The organism is Pseudoalteromonas luteoviolacea NCIMB 1944 (genome assembly GCF_001625565.1).
Lineage (GTDB): Bacteria > Pseudomonadota > Gammaproteobacteria > Enterobacterales > Alteromonadaceae > Pseudoalteromonas > Pseudoalteromonas luteoviolacea_F.
Window position 1 is genome coordinate 1 of record NZ_AUXS01000022.1, and the last position, 15,942, is coordinate 15,942.

The 15,942-nt window shown below is 42.3% G+C and carries 14 protein-coding genes; 9 read left to right on the top strand and 5 right to left on the bottom strand.

Annotated features, from left to right (window positions below; translation table 11 throughout):
• The first annotated feature begins 548 nt into the window (after nt 1-548).
• The 5 genes from N483_RS08195 to N483_RS08215 all read left to right on the top strand — a co-directional run bounded on the left by N483_RS08195 (nt 549) and on the right by N483_RS08215 (nt 4,296).
• Nucleotides 549-902 carry a low molecular weight protein tyrosine phosphatase family protein gene (locus N483_RS08195; RefSeq protein WP_023400883.1) on the top strand — a complete coding sequence of 118 codons (354 nt, stop codon included), beginning with the start codon at nt 549-551 and terminating at the stop codon, nt 900-902.
• 524 nt (nt 903-1,426) lie between these two features.
• Entirely contained in the window at nt 1,427-1,648 is a 222-nt protein-coding gene (locus N483_RS08200; protein WP_023400882.1) for a hypothetical protein, read from the top strand.
• A gap of 440 nt (nt 1,649-2,088) precedes the next feature.
• Entirely contained in the window at nt 2,089-2,310 is a 222-nt protein-coding gene (locus N483_RS08205) for a hypothetical protein (RefSeq protein ID WP_023400881.1), read from the top strand.
• 58 nt (nt 2,311-2,368) lie between these two features.
• Nucleotides 2,369-2,758, top strand: coding sequence for a glutaredoxin family protein (locus N483_RS08210; protein WP_023400880.1), 390 nt, complete (start codon nt 2,369-2,371; stop codon nt 2,756-2,758).
• Between the two features lie 347 nt (nt 2,759-3,105).
• Complete coding sequence (locus tag N483_RS08215; RefSeq protein ID WP_023400879.1) at nt 3,106-4,296, top strand: acyltransferase family protein; 1,191 nt, start codon at nt 3,106-3,108, stop codon at nt 4,294-4,296.
• Between the two features lie 113 nt (nt 4,297-4,409).
• Here the strand turns inward: N483_RS08215 and N483_RS08220 are convergent, their stop codons facing one another.
• The 3 genes from N483_RS08220 to N483_RS08230 all read right to left on the bottom strand — a co-directional run bounded on the left by N483_RS08220 (nt 4,410) and on the right by N483_RS08230 (nt 7,240).
• Nucleotides 4,410-4,931 carry a DUF3859 domain-containing protein gene (locus N483_RS08220; RefSeq protein WP_023400878.1) on the bottom strand — a complete coding sequence of 174 codons (522 nt, stop codon included), beginning with the start codon at nt 4,929-4,931 and terminating at the stop codon, nt 4,410-4,412.
• Between the two features lie 360 nt (nt 4,932-5,291).
• Nucleotides 5,292-6,671 carry an L-cystine transporter gene (locus N483_RS08225; RefSeq protein WP_023400877.1) on the bottom strand — a complete coding sequence of 460 codons (1,380 nt, stop codon included), beginning with the start codon at nt 6,669-6,671 and terminating at the stop codon, nt 5,292-5,294.
• Between the two features lie 230 nt (nt 6,672-6,901).
• The gene (locus N483_RS08230) at nt 6,902-7,240 is read right to left on the bottom strand and encodes a winged helix-turn-helix transcriptional regulator (protein WP_023400876.1); all 339 of its coding nucleotides are present in this window, start codon (nt 7,238-7,240) and stop codon (nt 6,902-6,904) included.
• Nucleotides 7,241-7,344: 104 nt separating this feature from the next.
• Between N483_RS08230 and N483_RS08235 the strand changes: the two genes are divergently transcribed.
• The 4 genes from N483_RS08235 to N483_RS08250 all read left to right on the top strand — a co-directional run bounded on the left by N483_RS08235 (nt 7,345) and on the right by N483_RS08250 (nt 11,333).
• Nucleotides 7,345-8,112 (top strand): SDR family NAD(P)-dependent oxidoreductase, encoded by a 768-nt coding sequence (locus N483_RS08235; RefSeq protein ID WP_023400875.1) that lies wholly within the window; start codon nt 7,345-7,347, stop codon nt 8,110-8,112.
• A gap of 40 nt (nt 8,113-8,152) precedes the next feature.
• On the top strand, nt 8,153-8,812 hold the full coding sequence (locus N483_RS08240; RefSeq protein WP_023400874.1) for a cupin domain-containing protein: 660 nt from the start codon (nt 8,153-8,155) through the stop codon (nt 8,810-8,812).
• A gap of 82 nt (nt 8,813-8,894) precedes the next feature.
• A complete protein-coding gene (locus tag N483_RS08245; protein ID WP_023400873.1) occupies nt 8,895-9,203 on the top strand; it encodes a hypothetical protein in 309 nt (102 codons plus the stop codon).
• A 495-nt stretch (nt 9,204-9,698) separates the two neighbouring features.
• Nucleotides 9,699-11,333, top strand: a complete 1,635-nt coding sequence (locus N483_RS08250; protein WP_023400872.1) for an SUMF1/EgtB/PvdO family nonheme iron enzyme — start codon at nt 9,699-9,701, stop codon at nt 11,331-11,333.
• 14 nt (nt 11,334-11,347) lie between these two features.
• Here N483_RS08250 and N483_RS08255 read toward each other — a convergent pair whose 3' ends face one another.
• Together N483_RS08255 and N483_RS08260 are read right to left on the bottom strand one after the other, a co-directional pair.
• A complete protein-coding gene (locus tag N483_RS08255; RefSeq protein ID WP_023400871.1) occupies nt 11,348-13,138 on the bottom strand; it encodes a winged helix-turn-helix domain-containing protein in 1,791 nt (596 codons plus the stop codon).
• Between the two features lie 397 nt (nt 13,139-13,535).
• Nucleotides 13,536-15,776 carry a winged helix-turn-helix domain-containing protein gene (locus N483_RS08260; RefSeq protein WP_080672645.1) on the bottom strand — a complete coding sequence of 747 codons (2,241 nt, stop codon included), beginning with the start codon at nt 15,774-15,776 and terminating at the stop codon, nt 13,536-13,538.
• Between the last annotated feature and the right edge of the window lie 166 nt (nt 15,777-15,942).

Below are 15,942 nucleotides of genomic sequence, written 5' to 3' on the forward strand. Positions count from 1 at the left end.
ATTTTGAATTTTAATTCTCTACACGCCTTTGAACCAACGACAAAACAAAAATAAAAACAAATATAAAACAAACAATTAAAAGGGAAAAACTGTATAACCAGACATTAAAAACCTTAACAACAAAGCACTTAACACAAAAACAAGTTAATTATTATTCACCATGAAACTCCGTTTTTATTGCGCTACGCAGTTCCGAACTGCATTCTTTCCTACATTTTTTAATTACTTTAGCGAGCTTCTATGGCTATCAACTAACTGTAGAGGAGAAAAATTCATGACAAACACACTATTATCCTTTGCAGGTCTCATCCGCTAAGTAGCTGAAGGCAAACTCAACCTCTGATATAGCTTCCTTTTAAGTTACCCACAGTTGCTTATTGTGAAGTATGATCTGGTGCTTGACTGCTGCAAAAATTGGCCGCAAAGCAAGAAGCTGACATAAGCGTCCAAAAGTCTCGCTGGCAACATCACAGAGAAGTAGAACGAGGCAGCCCAATTAAAACGTTTAAAGGGGTTAACTTCACCTCCGTTAAAAAGTGAAGCAAACTATGCCAGATCCAACAAAGATAAACGTATTATTTGTTTGTAATCGCAACCAATGGCGAAGCGCTACTGGCGAACAAATGTGGAGAAACCACGCTAACCTCTGGGTACGCTCCGCCGGAACTAGCCCTAGTGCAAAGCGCACAGTAAACAAAGGGGGTATCCTGTGGGCTGATGTCATTTTTGTCATGGAAGAAAAGCATAAATGCCGTTTACGAGCTCAGTTTACACAGCTCTTGCTGTACATAGATATCCAGGTGCTTGACATACCAGATGATTACCAATTTATGGATGGTGCATTGGTTGAGATACTCAAAGCAACTGTTGGCGCCTATTTGAAACTCGACACCTGTTACTAACAACACAATCTATTAGTACAGGCCCAGCCTACTTACCTGAATTGCCGCCCTCTATCTCTTTACTTATATCGACGTTAGAAGGCGCTTTTCATCAAAAAAGCTGTGATAACAGGGCTCTTTTGCCAACTAATTATGACTTAAGCAGTTGAAAAATATCCTCATATACCTCTTTTTGCGAGTTCGTAGGTGCTATTCAAACGTAACTTAATTTGTTTACTGAACTTTATGCCTATCTCAACAGAGAAAATATAACTATCAAAAAACAATAAGTTAAATTTTCACCTCAAAATAATAAGCGAATAAACGCATAGTTGAATCGCTTTTTGCACGAGAGCCTCTATTACAAAAAACAGCATAAATTTAATATCTTTCATATTAATCGCGTCCGATTTCCACGTTCAAAGCCGTGTGAATTTTAATCAATTCAAAATTAATACAATGCCATTGACTCAAAACGCAAAGCACTATTACATATTTACCTGTGAACAATTTTTGTTCACTTTTAATGTGATAAAGGAAATTAAATGAATAAGAAAATGACAATGGCAGTCATGGGACTGGCTATGGGACTAGGAACTTCGCTTGCTGTTTTTGCTAGTAATGGGTATACGCATGGCTGTAATTGGCAATCACACGGTACACTAGAAAATTACTGCAGTTTTCAAGCTTATGTTTGTCAGTGGGGTTATACACCGGGTTACGACTGTCGTACCATTAAAGCGCAATGTATGAGTGATTGCGGATAACATAACAAGATTAGTAGGCTCTTTTACATAGTGTCTACTATTTTCTTTCTCGCCTTATCATTGCCATACTGAATCAGCAATATGGCTTTGTATACCTTCTTGATGAATACATATCTAATGTGCCTACGCACTTTGCTGTCACTTTCCCAAAAAACACATTTAAAAATCACAAAAGAATTCCACACAATAGACAAGTAGTAGTTTCAAAGTTGATAAATTCAGCCCCTTGCTCAATCATAAACAATATAAAATTATTAATGTAGACAGGTATTAAATCCTATATTTTTCAATCTAAAATAGTAAATCCCATGTCATCTACAGCTGAGTGAATTTTAATCAACTCAAAATTCACACTATTTATTGACTCATTCCATCAAGCGCGATTACATATTTAGCTGTGAGCAATTTTTACTCACAGTTAAAATGATAAAGGAAATACAATGAATAAAAAAATAGCAATGGCCGTCATGGGGCTCGCCATGGGGTTAGGTACTTCTCTTGCTGTCTCTGCAAGCAATGGCTATACGCATGGCTGTAACTGGCAAGACTTTGGTACATTAGAAAACTATTGTGGATACCAGTTTTATGTGTGCCAGTGGGGCGGAACACCTGGATATAACTGCCGCACGATTAAAGCACAATGTATGCGCGACTGTGCATAATTAATCATCCTGAGCGATAGTACCTGCTATCGCTCATTTTAGCCCGGTGAATAGAACAATGAATATAATAAAGTATCTGGTGATTTTTGCCCTTACCCTCGGTCTTGGCTGGTTTGGTGGGGGCTATGGTATGCAGGCGATCCAAAGCTTATTTGCAAGCCAACAAATTGAAAAAGGGGACTATAGCTCGTACGGTGTAAATTCTACGACCCCTATTAAGTTATATACCACACAGTGGTGCCCATTTTGTAAAAAAACAGCACAGTATTTAGAACAACGTAATATTGCCTTCGTAAAAGTGGATATTGAGCAAGATGCCGAAGCACTTAAAGAATTTGAGGCTCTAGGCGGTGAGGTGTTACCTCTGATCTTGGTATCTGATGGCTTGATCCGAGGCTTTAACCAAGCCGCACTAGAAGCACAATTAAAGAGCCACCAGCTGCTCTAGCCCTCACGCGAAGGGTCAACATGCTGCAATACTAGACCCTTTTTGCGCCACCACTCAAACATACTAATTAGCACGACTTCAGCACTTATCTGTGGCTGCTATGATATTGTACTTTCTCAGGTATCGAGCCGCCACGCTATAGTTCACTAAACCAGACCGTACAATGTGAACTCATTCCTATCCGCTCGCTAAGCGCTATCGAGGAGCTTTGCTTTATACACATAATTAAAATTACTTACATTCTAGAGCGGTGCCAAATGCCATAGTTGACACAAGTTATTTGCGCAGCTCAAAGCGACTCACAGACGCAATAATACAAGGATTTTAAATTAATCGGACTTTACACAATGCAACAAAACTCACGTTTTTACTTCATTGATAATTTACGCAGTATAGCGCTATTGCTTGGGGTTATTTTCCATGCAGCAATTGCCTACGGACCTTATTTTAAAAACATATGGTTTAGTGCGGATCCTAATACCAATGTATTTTTCAACTACCTCGCAAACTGGCTACATTTGTTTCGGATGCCACTATTTTTTTTAATTGCCGGTTTTTGTAGTGCACTGCTTATTGCTCGAAAAAGTGAGCAAACCTTTATCAAATTGCGCTTTAAACGCGTCTTAATTCCTTTTTTTGTATTCTATCCAATCATCATTGCAGTGTTTCTTCATATCTTCATGTGGGGTGCAGAGATTGCCAATCCCGTTCCGGCACTTTTTGGGGTAATTCAAGCCATTGAGAATCCACAGATCAGTACCATACATTTGTGGTTTTTATGGGTCTTAATGCAGCTTTGTATACTTCATTGGTGTTTAACTCGCTTGTCTGACGTTTACAACTACCTGTCGAAAGTAACTATAAACCCGCTCGTTTTGTTACTCGTGCTCGTACTGTGTAGTTTTATATCACTATTAGAGCAACCCGTCCCTTTCCACGCCCCGGACAAGCTGTATCCTCAATTTTGGGCATGGTGCTTTTATGGTGCTTTTTACTTTGCAGGCGCAATTTTATATAACAATCTACAGGTGATCGCTCGAGGAGTTAAAAGCACTTTGGTTATCACTGGTATAGCGATTGTATCGCTTTGGTACTACTTCCTGTTACTGCCGGCATCGCCAACTCTCACACAAGTAATTGAAGCCGCACAACAGGGCTACTTTGCACCATCAGGTGTACAGCACTCGCTGCTAGTGGCAATGCAAGCGATTGCAATTGTCAGCTGGACCGCATTGGCGCTAATTCTTGGTTACAACTACCTAAACAAAGAGAGTAAAGTGAGTCGTTACATCTCAGAGTCATCGTACTGGGTGTATTTAGTGCATGTGCCAATTTTGCTTTATATGCAGCTTCCACTTACTAATATCGACTTACCTGCTTCCATTAAGTTTATTTTCAGTGTGAGCGGCACCTTGGTTATCTCACTGGTTAGCTATCATTATTTGATCAGAGGGCGCTTTATAGGTCATTTATTAAATGGAAAAAAGCCCCCATCATCTCGCTCCCCCGATGGCGAAAATAATGCGTTAGCAAAATAGTCTAATTAAATGGGGCTGAGTCCCCCACTTTATTTTGGATATGTTCCAGCAACAACCACTAGATGGTATACCCTGTGTGGTGCTGCTGCCAGCGCTTAACAATATTGGGGGACTTACTCAAACTCTTTGCCATTCTCAACAACGGTAAACTTAGAGCTATGTATTAAGTTGCCTTTGGCACGAATTTCAATGTACCAATCACCGGGAGTCGCTTCATATGGATAATCAAAGTAGTATGCAAAGCCCCAAATATACTCACCATTGTGCCCTGAAATATCCACCTTTCGATTTAACTGAGACCTTTTCTCGCCGCTAGGGAGTGTCATTTCTGGATAAGAGATCCGAACATCAAGGTTAGTTACATGTTCAGGGATAGATAAAAAAGCAATACCAATTTCAAAGCCGGTGCCCAATCTATTAGGGATGATCCAAGTTCTTTCTTTAAGCGTTTTTGATTGTTCATCTACGTTCATCACACCGCTCAGTGAACCTTCATCTTGGATAAGTTCGCCACCTATTTTTTCTATATAAGAATGGACAAACACCACAGACTCTATCTTACTTCTGCTTGACTGCGCTGCCATAGAAGCAAAATTTGATAACACAAGAATACAAAACAGTAGCGCTTTTAACATAGTTCACCTCTGTTCACTCATTTCACAATGAGCGCCACTTAACCGATAAATACAGCCGATAAACAGGCTACCTTTGGTGATTGACCTGCAAAGTTATTCAACCTTTGGGTACACTCCGTGTTCAACAATATAAACTACCAACACAACCTAAGCCAATAACAATCTCCTACATCATTTAGTAAGATAGCTCGGTTTTGCTTGTCAATTAGTTCACACGTCTACTGTGCCAAACGCAACTCTTGAAGCTTAAAAGTGCATAAGAGCTCAAGTGATAAATTGTAATCAAAGTTTGAATTGTAAGAGGAGAAGGGGTGATACTTGTTTGACAAAAGGCCTGCAATGCAGGCCTCAAATGGTGATTTATGACTGTGCAACAGGCTGCTGCGCAGCCTGCGCATCTGCTTGTTTGCCTAAAATACGATGCGTAATTGTACCCGCAGTCATAGAGCCAGAAACATTCAAAGCAGTTCGTGCCATATCAATCAGTGGCTCAATAGAAATTAGTAACGCTGCAATAGTCACTGGCAGTCCCATCGCGGGCAATACTATCAATGCCGCAAACGTCGCGCCCCCACCAACACCTGCGATACCAAATGAGCTGATCGCCACAATTGCCACCAAAGATAGAATAAACGAGATATCCATCGGGTTAATGCCCATACTTGGAGCCACCATCACAGCCAGCATCGCAGGGTAGATCCCAGCACAACCATTTTGACCTATTGTCGCGCCAAATGATGCCGACAAATTAGCAATCGCAGGCGGTACATTGAGCTTATTGATTTGCGTGTCTACGTTCAAAGGGATAGTGGCGGCACTGCTGCGCGATGTAAATGCAAACGTCAGTACAGGCCAAATTTTCTGGAAAAACTGTTTAGGGCTTACACCAAATAGACCAACTAGCAGACCATGTACGACAAACATCAAAAAGATCGCCAAGTAAGACGCCACGATAAAGCCAAGCAAATTAGTGATATCCGCAAGGCTTGATGTTGCCACGACCTTCGCCATTAACGCCGCTACACCGTATGGTGTAAGTGAGATCACCATTTTCACTAATCTCATAACCACAGCTTGTAATGTTTCAACGAAAGTTCGGATCGGCGCTTCTAATTCTTCGCGCTCGGTCATCACTTTGCGTGCCGCTACGCCTGTTAAAATACCAAAAATCACAACGGCGATAATTGAAGTAGAGCGCTCCCATGCCAAATCTTGAAAAATATTGGTTGGAATGAAGCTCAACAACATTTGTGGAATTGAGAGGTCGCTAACCGTTTCACTTCGAGATGCCAAAACCGCAATCCGCGATGTTTCTCGCGCCCCTTCAGTTAAACCTTCTGCGCTCAACCCAAATAATTGCGTAATAAAGATACCAATAAGCGCCGCGATCATTGTCGTGACAACTAATACAGAAATAGTGATGCCGCTTATTTTGCCAAGTGCACCTGATTTTTCGAGTTTTACTACAGCAGCTATCATCGACACCAGTACCAATGGCATGATGATCATTTTAAGCAATGCGACATAACCGCTGCCAACAACATTAGTCCAATTTAGGGTTTCTTCTATGGCCTTATGCCCTTCCCCCAACGAAAACTGCAAAGCGAAACCAAAAATACTGCCCAATGAGAGGCCAATTAAAACAAGTCGAGAAAGCGTTGCGCCTTTTTTCTGAGTTTGGAATAGGAGAACGAGAATTGCAGCAAAAACAGCAAGGCTCACCATAGCGATGAAGGACATATATTTACCTTTGAGTGCTCAATAAGAGAGAAAACCTAAAAGAAGATAGTTCGGAATTTTTTCCTAGCGCGCACAGTAATAAATTATTGCATTACTGAAAAGAATGATTCGGAATGAGATATATTTTCGAGTTATTGAATTGCTGCTTTTTTGACTAAAACGAAGCGGGTACAAAGTGGCAGTGTATATTTTAAATGGCATCCATGAAGCCTTGATGCCAATTTGATTGCCTATAAAGCATCTAGATCATTTTGCAGCGCCTCTAGCTGATCCAAAATCGCTAAGAATTTCTCGCCAAATGGCGTCACCTTATACTCGACTCGCGGCGGCAGCTCGTTGAACACCTGTTTATCTAAAATTCCAAACTCGACGTTGCGCTTAAGGCATTGATTGAGCACTTTGGTTGATAGCCCTTCGACTTGTCGCACCATTTCCCCAGGTCGATTAACCCCGGCTTTTAGTAATTGATAGACGGTTAAAGACCACTTACAGCCATAAATAGTCTCGACCATTCTCGCACTCGATTGCGGTGCTAACTTTCTTGAAATTTTTTTCTCTTGTAAAGTCATAAAGATGTACCAAAAAGTACCTACCTAACCAAATTGTACTTACTATTCAGGGGCTTTTGTTAAAATTAATATTATCACGACTTTCAAAAACAAGAGACGTGATTATGACTTTTTCCAGTAACGGCACAGCCCTTATCATTGGCGGTTCAAGCGGCATGGGCTTTGAAACCGCCAAACAACTCCTGCAAGCAGGTGTCAAAGTTGAAGTACTCGGCAACAATACCAATAAGCTAAACACCGCGGTTGGTGAACTTAGCACATTTGGTGACGTTAAAGGCCTGCAAATCGACCTATATGATATCAAGGCAGTCGAGCAACTAGCACATAGCATCGCTAGCACGGACATACACTATGGCTACCTCGTCAATGCAGCAGGTTATTTTTCGCCTACTCCTTTTGTAGAACATACCATTGCAGACTACGATAAATACCATAACCTCAACAAAGCGACTTTTATCCTGACTCAGGCTGTAGTAAAAAACATGCAACGTTTTGGTGGTGGCAACATTGTCAATATTGGCTCTATGTGGGCAAAACAAGCAATAAAAGCAACGCCTTCTTCAGCATACTCCATGGCAAAAGCGGGATTACACGCCCTGACACAACATTTGGCCATGGAGCTTGGCGAAACCAATATACGCGTCAATGCGGTTGCCCCTGCGGTAGTCCAAACCCCCATTTACGAGTCGTTTATAGCACCTGAAGATATGCAACAAGTGCTCGCATCATTCAATGATTTTCACCCAATTGGACGAGTTGGCGAACCTCTGGATATTGCCCATAGCATCTTATTTTTATTATCCGACGAGGCGAGCTGGATAACGGGCACAATTGTGGATGTCGATGGCGGAGTGATGGCCGGTAGAAATTAGGCAAGATTACTCACTAGGATCCAATCAAGACGAGAATATTATGCTAAATATGAATTTTACTGAACAAGTCATTGTCCATACTGTCGATCAACCTTGGTTAGCCAGCCCAGCCAAAGGAGTCTGGCGCAAACCTCTGGAACGTGAGGACAAAGAGTCAGGGCACACCACCAGCGTTGTAAAATACGACGCAGGTTCAAAGTTTCAGCCACACCCACACCCGATGGGAGAAGAGATATTTGTACTAGAGGGCGTGTTCTCTGACGAGTATGGAGATTACCCGGCTGGCACCTATTTGCGCAATCCACCAAATAGTGTGCACGCCCCTTTTAGCCAACATGGTTGCGTTATTTTTGTAAAACTCAACCAATTTGATCAACAGGACACACAAACAGTGCGGATCAATACCAGAGAAACTACGTGGCAAAAGGGGCAAGGCAATTTACAGGTTATGCCACTACACAGTTTTGCGCATCAACATACAGCCTTAGTTAAGTGGCCCGCCAACGAGCAATTTGTGCCACACAAACACTTTGGCGGAGAGGAAATTTTTGTTTTAGAGGGCGAATTTATTGACCAGCATGGCAAATACCCAGCAGGTACATGGCTGCGCAGCCCACACATGAGTGAACATACACCCCATGTCGAGCAACCAACACTAATTTTGGTGAAAGTGGGACATCTGGGGACGATTGAACGGTGACATGACGTTGTTGTGAGACCTGTTGCTTGGTTATAATTCGCGTACATAACGATACTTATCGCCGCTTACTCGGAGCTCAACCATGAAAAAACTCTCTAAAGTACAAGAAAAACAACAAGCTCTTGTACTAGACGTCGCAGACCGACTCGAAGCACAAGCCCGCGAGGAAATCCCCGGTATGTTGCAATGCTGGTTTGATATGGAGTTTCATCTCTTTCCAAGCTCTTTACTATTGTGCTTTCAGTTTGACAGCGAACAAGCCCTAGAAGCTGCAAAACCAGAGCTACTTAAATGGCAAAAGCGCCTCAGTGCAGCCATGGTTAAAAAGGGCGTGATCTTAAAAGATATGCGTAAACACTTAGTGTTTACCATGAAAGGACCTGAGGATTAAGTCTGGTTAATTCAGCCGTTCAAGCGGCTGAAAAAATGCCGCCAGACGCAAACGCCAGCCTTATACATCTACGCTCAACAAACGATGAATATCGAGAAAAGTTGAGCCAATTATTCACGCTCAATGTCGCCAAAAGCCAAACTGATTTAGTCTGTCGTTGATTCAAGGAATAAGATTTAACAACAGCGTTTTAAAGCCATTTTTACGCATGGGTAGCGAGATAAAAAAATCCTATGCGAAGTATTACAACACCTCGTCTTCCCAACAAAAAAACCTAAATAGTCTGGCAGGGCCTTAATTGGCCTCTCGCCTTTTTATGCTCCGCAACAAGCTGAAAAACAGTGTAAAACCACCAACAAGACAAACATTCAAACCATTGATTTTTAAAATTATAATTTTTATAAGTTCTATTTTTAGTAGTTTATAAATTATCGATAAGACTCGACATCTCATGTTTCCTAAAGTGGACACCGACTTATAAAGGAAAACACAATTATGCTTACAACCTCCCTCCTAATGACATCCACATTAATTGGCACAGCAGGCTTAGGTGATTTAGATACACTCCCACAACAAGCGATAGAACCTATAATGATTACACTGCCAAAGGGTGAATATACGCTGCGTGACACAGAAGGCAAATATCTAAACCGTACTGTACAAATAGCGCCATTTTCACTCGGTAAATATGAAGTCACCGTTGCTGAGTTCAACCAGTTCATTCAAGCGACAAACTATACAATGCCGGATAAGTGCTATCACAAAACAGCCAATGGTCTCACTTTTGAAGCCAAAGGCAACTGGCAAGCCAACGATAAGTCTACCGGGTTTTATCACCCTGTTACGTGCATTACATGGCATGCCGCCCATGCATACACACAATGGCTCGCAAAAGTAACCGGCAAACCCTACCGATTGCCCACCTCGGTGGAGTGGGCATACGCCGCCAAAGCAAAACAATCCAGTGATTACTATTTTGGCGATAAAGACAGAAACCCACAGGCCTGTGACTTCGAAAATGTGCGAGATTTAAGCTCCGAAGGCGAGCGACAATTTCACACTAATAGCAGCAATGGCCGCCTCAAGTGGGACTGCATCGATAACACTGGCTATACCAGCGTGGTGGGTACATTCAAGCCAAATCAGTTTGGTCTCCATGACATGTTGTCAAACCTAAATGAAATGACGCTCAGCTGCCCTGAAGATTGGGGAGCCACTGAGACAAGCGAGCAAAATTGTCACACCAAAATCAGTGTAGGTGGAGATTGGAAATACGGGATAAAACCCTATTTTCACCGTTCAAACATGCCAACAGATTTCTCCGGGGCAGTCGAGGGCTTCCGTATTGCTTTATCAGGCTTAGCACCACCTATCGAACAACAAACTTTAAGAACCGCCGTATTTAAAGCCAGCCTTGAGGCTGCCCAACACGCTGCTCGCACTCAAAATAAGCTTGCAAGTGAAATTCCCGATGCAGTACAACAACTAAAAATCAAACAAAATGGGTTATTAACTCACTTAAGCTGGCAAAAAAGCCCTGATCCTGAGGTCTCAAGCTATCGTGTTTATCGCAGCTACTCTAGTCGGGGTGCATTGAAGCTCATTGCAAACAACGTATTAGATCCCTACTTCACTGACGCGAATAGTGACGTTTTTACATATCGCTATGCTGTAGTTGCAGTTAAGCACTTTATGCAAAGTGACTATAGCAATCAAGTTTACGCTTCGCGGGTACATACTCACATACTACCAGGGCGCATTGAAGCCGAAAATACGGCTGGAAAAAACCGTAATACGGTAGAAGTAACCAATGACTTAGATGGACGTTACCACATCGGTGGTTGGCGTGGTGTACTCCCAGAACAAAGCAGTCGTTATAAAATAAAAGTATCAAAAGCGGGACTATACAAGGTCCACTCCCGGGTTGCCTCTAAAGAAAGTAACCAAGGGTTTACGCTCTCTGTAAATGGCAAACAATATCCGTTCCCAATTACCGACACGGGTGGTTTTCAGCATTGGCAGACACAAGAAGGAACCGCGATTTTCTTAGAAAAAGGCGAACATCACCTCGACCTTGCAGTCACTGAAGGAAATTGGCGCCTAAACTGGATTGACATGCATCCAATGTAAACTCCCTTTAGCAATTACAAATATTGGCTATGCCTCGCCTTAAAACTAGGTGAGGCAAACTGTTCAATATGGCTTTGATAAATATGCAAGTGCTCACTGACTTGTTCACTTTCTAATTTAAGTAACAGCAATGCCATGGGGACACTTACCCAATAGTTACTTTCTTGTCTAGCCACTTCAAATGCCCGTTCCACATAATGCCATGCTTCTGCTGACCCCATTGCAACTTGTTTTTTTGCGATCAGCTTTGCGCGCAATACGTCATCGTTCAGCGCCGCAGTAAATGCGACTAGCCCTTGCCAATTTTTCTCCGTGATCAGTAGGTTGCTTGCAAGATCCGCAACGGCATAATATACCCAGCGATTCTCTTCGCTCACAGGTCGTAAAATTGCACGTTGTAAATGAGTGAGCTTTTCACTCGCGACCTTGGCAAAAATTGCTTGATGATAATCTCTGAGCATCAGGTGGCTCTCATCCAATCCAAACTGTGTGACTACTTGGCTTACTAGTGCAAGATAACGATATTTATCAGTTGATTGTTGATGACGCGCAGCCAGTTTTGATAGTTGATAATAGCTCGCAAGCTCTAACTGAGTGCGCCCTGCCAATTTTGCTAATTGCGCAGCATCAATTAAATACATTTTTAGTATCCGATACTCCTCTGTTAGAGACAGCGATTGTACGAGTAACTGTTTAGTTTCACTTTGTAAACCCGCTAATTTAAGCTTTTCAAACTGTTTATCTGCGAGGTTTAATGATTGTACGGCCAATGCATTTTGCCCTTGGCCATACAAAAGCTGTCCTTTTAGTAGGTTGAACAATGCCTGATGGAACTGATCCTTAACCCTCAACTGATTTTGATACTGGTGAAGCAAGGTACTGGCTCTGTCATATTCCAATCCCTCAATTAACTGAGAAATAAGCACATATGCGATACTTAAATTATCCGAAGATGCCGCATTCATTAAGGTAAGCTCAGCTGTTACTTGATTCTCTGATACCAACTCAAAATAGCGTGAGTGTGAAAGCAGCTCTATTTGACCGTGAACACGATTTGCTAATAACGCAACGTCGTCTGCAATAACAAAGCTTTGCCACTGTCTACTCTCACCACTTAATGTATAGTCAAGTAGATAGCTGACTCCCCCTGCCATACTCAGTTTTGTAATTTCCCCGCGCACAGTGAGCATACGAGTTCCCTCATGCGGCTTTAAAGTATGGCTTTGCCGTGAAGTCAAAGTATTGACTTTTTTCAACGGGCTTAGCTCAACATCCAATTGTGTACTTAACGCTTCATTTAGTTGCTGTACAATTTGAGATTCTACCTCTGAGTGCGGTGTTACGGTTATTGGTGAAAGGGCAAGAGCATATTTTGAAGTCGCTTTTTGCAAGCTCGATTGCTGCGCACCTAGATACGCAATTCCACATGTGAAAATAAACAACAGTGCACTGACTACCCAAAAGCGACTGCCGCTATGTTGTATGGGTGTTTTATTTACAGATAGCTGCGCACGAGCCTGAGTGAGGGAGAGTTGCCACTTGTAACCTCTTTTAGGGAATGTCTGAATTGCGTCACTGCCTAACACTGCACGTAACTGACTAATGGTTTGAAAAACTACTTGCTCGGTGACGTCCTTATCTTGCCAAAGTACTTGCAAAATGGCCTCTTTGCTCCAGATTTTTTCCGGTTCATTTAAAAGCAGTATCAATAAGTTTAATTGTGTTTCTGTCAATGCGACGACATCACCGTGCCGATATAGGGTGCTAGTACTGGGGTTAAATTCAAAGTCACGAAAATAAAGCATCTTGTAGTGTAAGCTAAGCAATAAATATTAGAGGCCAATCAAAAGTCCCCAAAATAACAACACCCTACATAAATTACAAATAAGAATTCAACAACAACTTATCCTGAATAGGGTGACTTCGAATATGCAGTTAACTTGTGTTTCGAGTGTAGATAGCAGGTACATATGTGCCTGCTATCTACAACCAGTACTAGTATGGAGTACAAATCAATCGAACACCATTGAGTGCTATATCGCCACCACTACCTTAACTGTCCTCTACACGGTTAATAATGCCGGATAAAGCCTGACATGCCGGACAAGTATATTTACTTGTCTAATTACCCCAAAATGTATTATTTTCAGCGGAAAATAAACGCACCAGAAGTGAAAAAGTAAAGTTAATAAAGCATCAAAATCACAGCAAACCATCAATACGGTCAGCCAACTTTTTTCGCGTTTCTAGATGTTTTGCAAGTAGCTTTTGAAACTCTGGCAAGGGTTGTAATGACTGCAATAAATGATTATTTTTTAGCGTCCACCACTGAGAATTAAGTGACTCCACCCAACCCATTTCAAGCGCGTTTGCCAAGTGGTTTAAAGCACGCTGATGATTTCCTTGCAATGCATTTACTTCAGCCAAAGAAAACTGCGTTTGTACCTTATCAAAAACTTCACCTTGCCCCAGTAAATTATCTACTTTTCTTAACAGTTGCAGCCCACGTTTAGTGTCGTGCAGCTGTATAAGAGTGGCAGCATACAAGATGATTGACTGGTAGTTGTCTGTACTCACTTCAACCCGCCCTAGCGTGTCGTGCTGCCAACTTGGATAAACTTGTAGCAAAGTGTTTTTTGCCGCTTCAAATTGCGCAGCTCTATATTGTGCGCGAGCCAGTTTTAATCTCGCAGCGACACTATAAGGAAGTCGAAACACTCGATTTCGTATATTCGCTAAGATCTGCGCCTCGTTTTTACTTTCGCTCAGAGCAATCATGTCCAACGAATGTATAAAGTGGCCATGTAAAGGCTCCATTCGATTCAACAGTACTCGAGCGGCCTGCTCTGCGCCGACGCTAAGGTAAGCGAGCACCTGTTGTTCACACACTTCAATACTTGAACAAACATCAAAAAGTGCTGGAGTCTGCCTATGCCAATTTGCCATCGCCAAAATAGACGTCTGAGTATGCCGATTCACCTTAGCAGCATCCAATAACTGAGTACCCGAGTCAGGATCCAGCTCTAGGGCTTGCTGATATATAAGCTGTGCCGAGTTTTGTTTCCCCATGGATTTTAACAAAAAGCTCATCGCTCGCTTTAGGGGCGCTGACAGTGGGTTTAATATTATCGCCTGCTCCAAGTGGGCTACAGCCTCTGATTGTTTACCCAAGCGATTGAGCAATTTGCTATACCAAAGATGTGTTGTAGCATTGTTTTCAATCTCCAGCGATAAACTCAGCGCATCTTGAGCATGGCGATAAAGTGCAAAGTTGCCTGTCGCCGCAGCTTTGTCTGATAACAGCATCCCCTGCGTGGCCAGTGCTAAAGGCGAATTGGGCTTCAGTGCTAATGCCTTTTCGATATGTGGAAGCGCAGCATTGATTGCCTCCATCTCACCCCAACTACCAAATGTGTGTAAAAAAGCATAACTAATGGCTAGGCCTATATGTGCATCTGCGTAATCCGGCTCTAACGCCAGACTATGCTCAAAATAGGTGACCGCCTTGTTCAATGAATCAGGCGTCCTTTGACGCCAATGATATTGCCCCATTAGATACCACTCATACGCTTGCGCATCGATGTCTTGTCGCTGTTTTTCATGGGTACTCTTGGTATTGTCTATAACACCAGATAAGGAAGCGCTCACTTCATCTTGAAGCTGAAAACTAGTATCGGATTGACCAGTATAGATTTTTGACCACAATAGCTGACCATCATGAGTGCCTATTATCCTTACATGAATACGCGTTTGTTCACCCATTTTTTGTATATGGCCATCTAGGATCGCGTCAACTTGTAGCGCCTTACCTATCTCCGTGGCACTGTCATTATCTCGATATAAAAATGATGAATAACGTGAAATCACCTTAAGCGACTTTACCTGAGACAATTGATTGATAATGGCGTCAGATAACCCTTCCGCGAAATATTGGCTATCTTGCAATGGGCTTAAGTCTTCAAACGGTAATACCGCTATAGAATGGACATTTACCGACTGAGGCTCGGCTTTTTCATCCGGCTGAGTGAAATACCAAATCAAAAATAAGATTGGCAGTACACAACATATTGCCACGAACTTTTGCTGTGTGGCGCTCTCCATACTCGATACATAAGGTGTCTCAACCTTCTTCACCTCAGCAATGAGTAGATAGCCTTCATTCGGTATGGTTTTTATAAAAATGGGATTGCGCGCACTGTCATCAAGCGCTTTGCGAATTTTGCTGATAGTCACCGACAAAATGTCAGCCGCAACAAATTTGCCAGCCCAAACTTGTTCGAATATTGTCTCTTTGGTGACAACCTTTCCGGCCTCTTGGATCAATAGCAAAAGTACTTGCATACTCTTATTGTCGAGCATACGCGTTTCTGATTTGTTTTTGATGCTGTTGGTCTTCGGGCATACCAGCCAGCGACCGAGCTGATACTGTTGACTGTGCATCATCCCCTAATCCCACTCGGTAAATATATTTCTAGTTGCAAGCAGCGGTCCTCATTGACACCCCATTGTTTAATTTTGCCATGCAGAATGAACACAATTGGCAATACTTTGGGCCATAGACATTGTGCAGACTGCATATATAAATATCAAAAATAAACGCTTAAGCGTA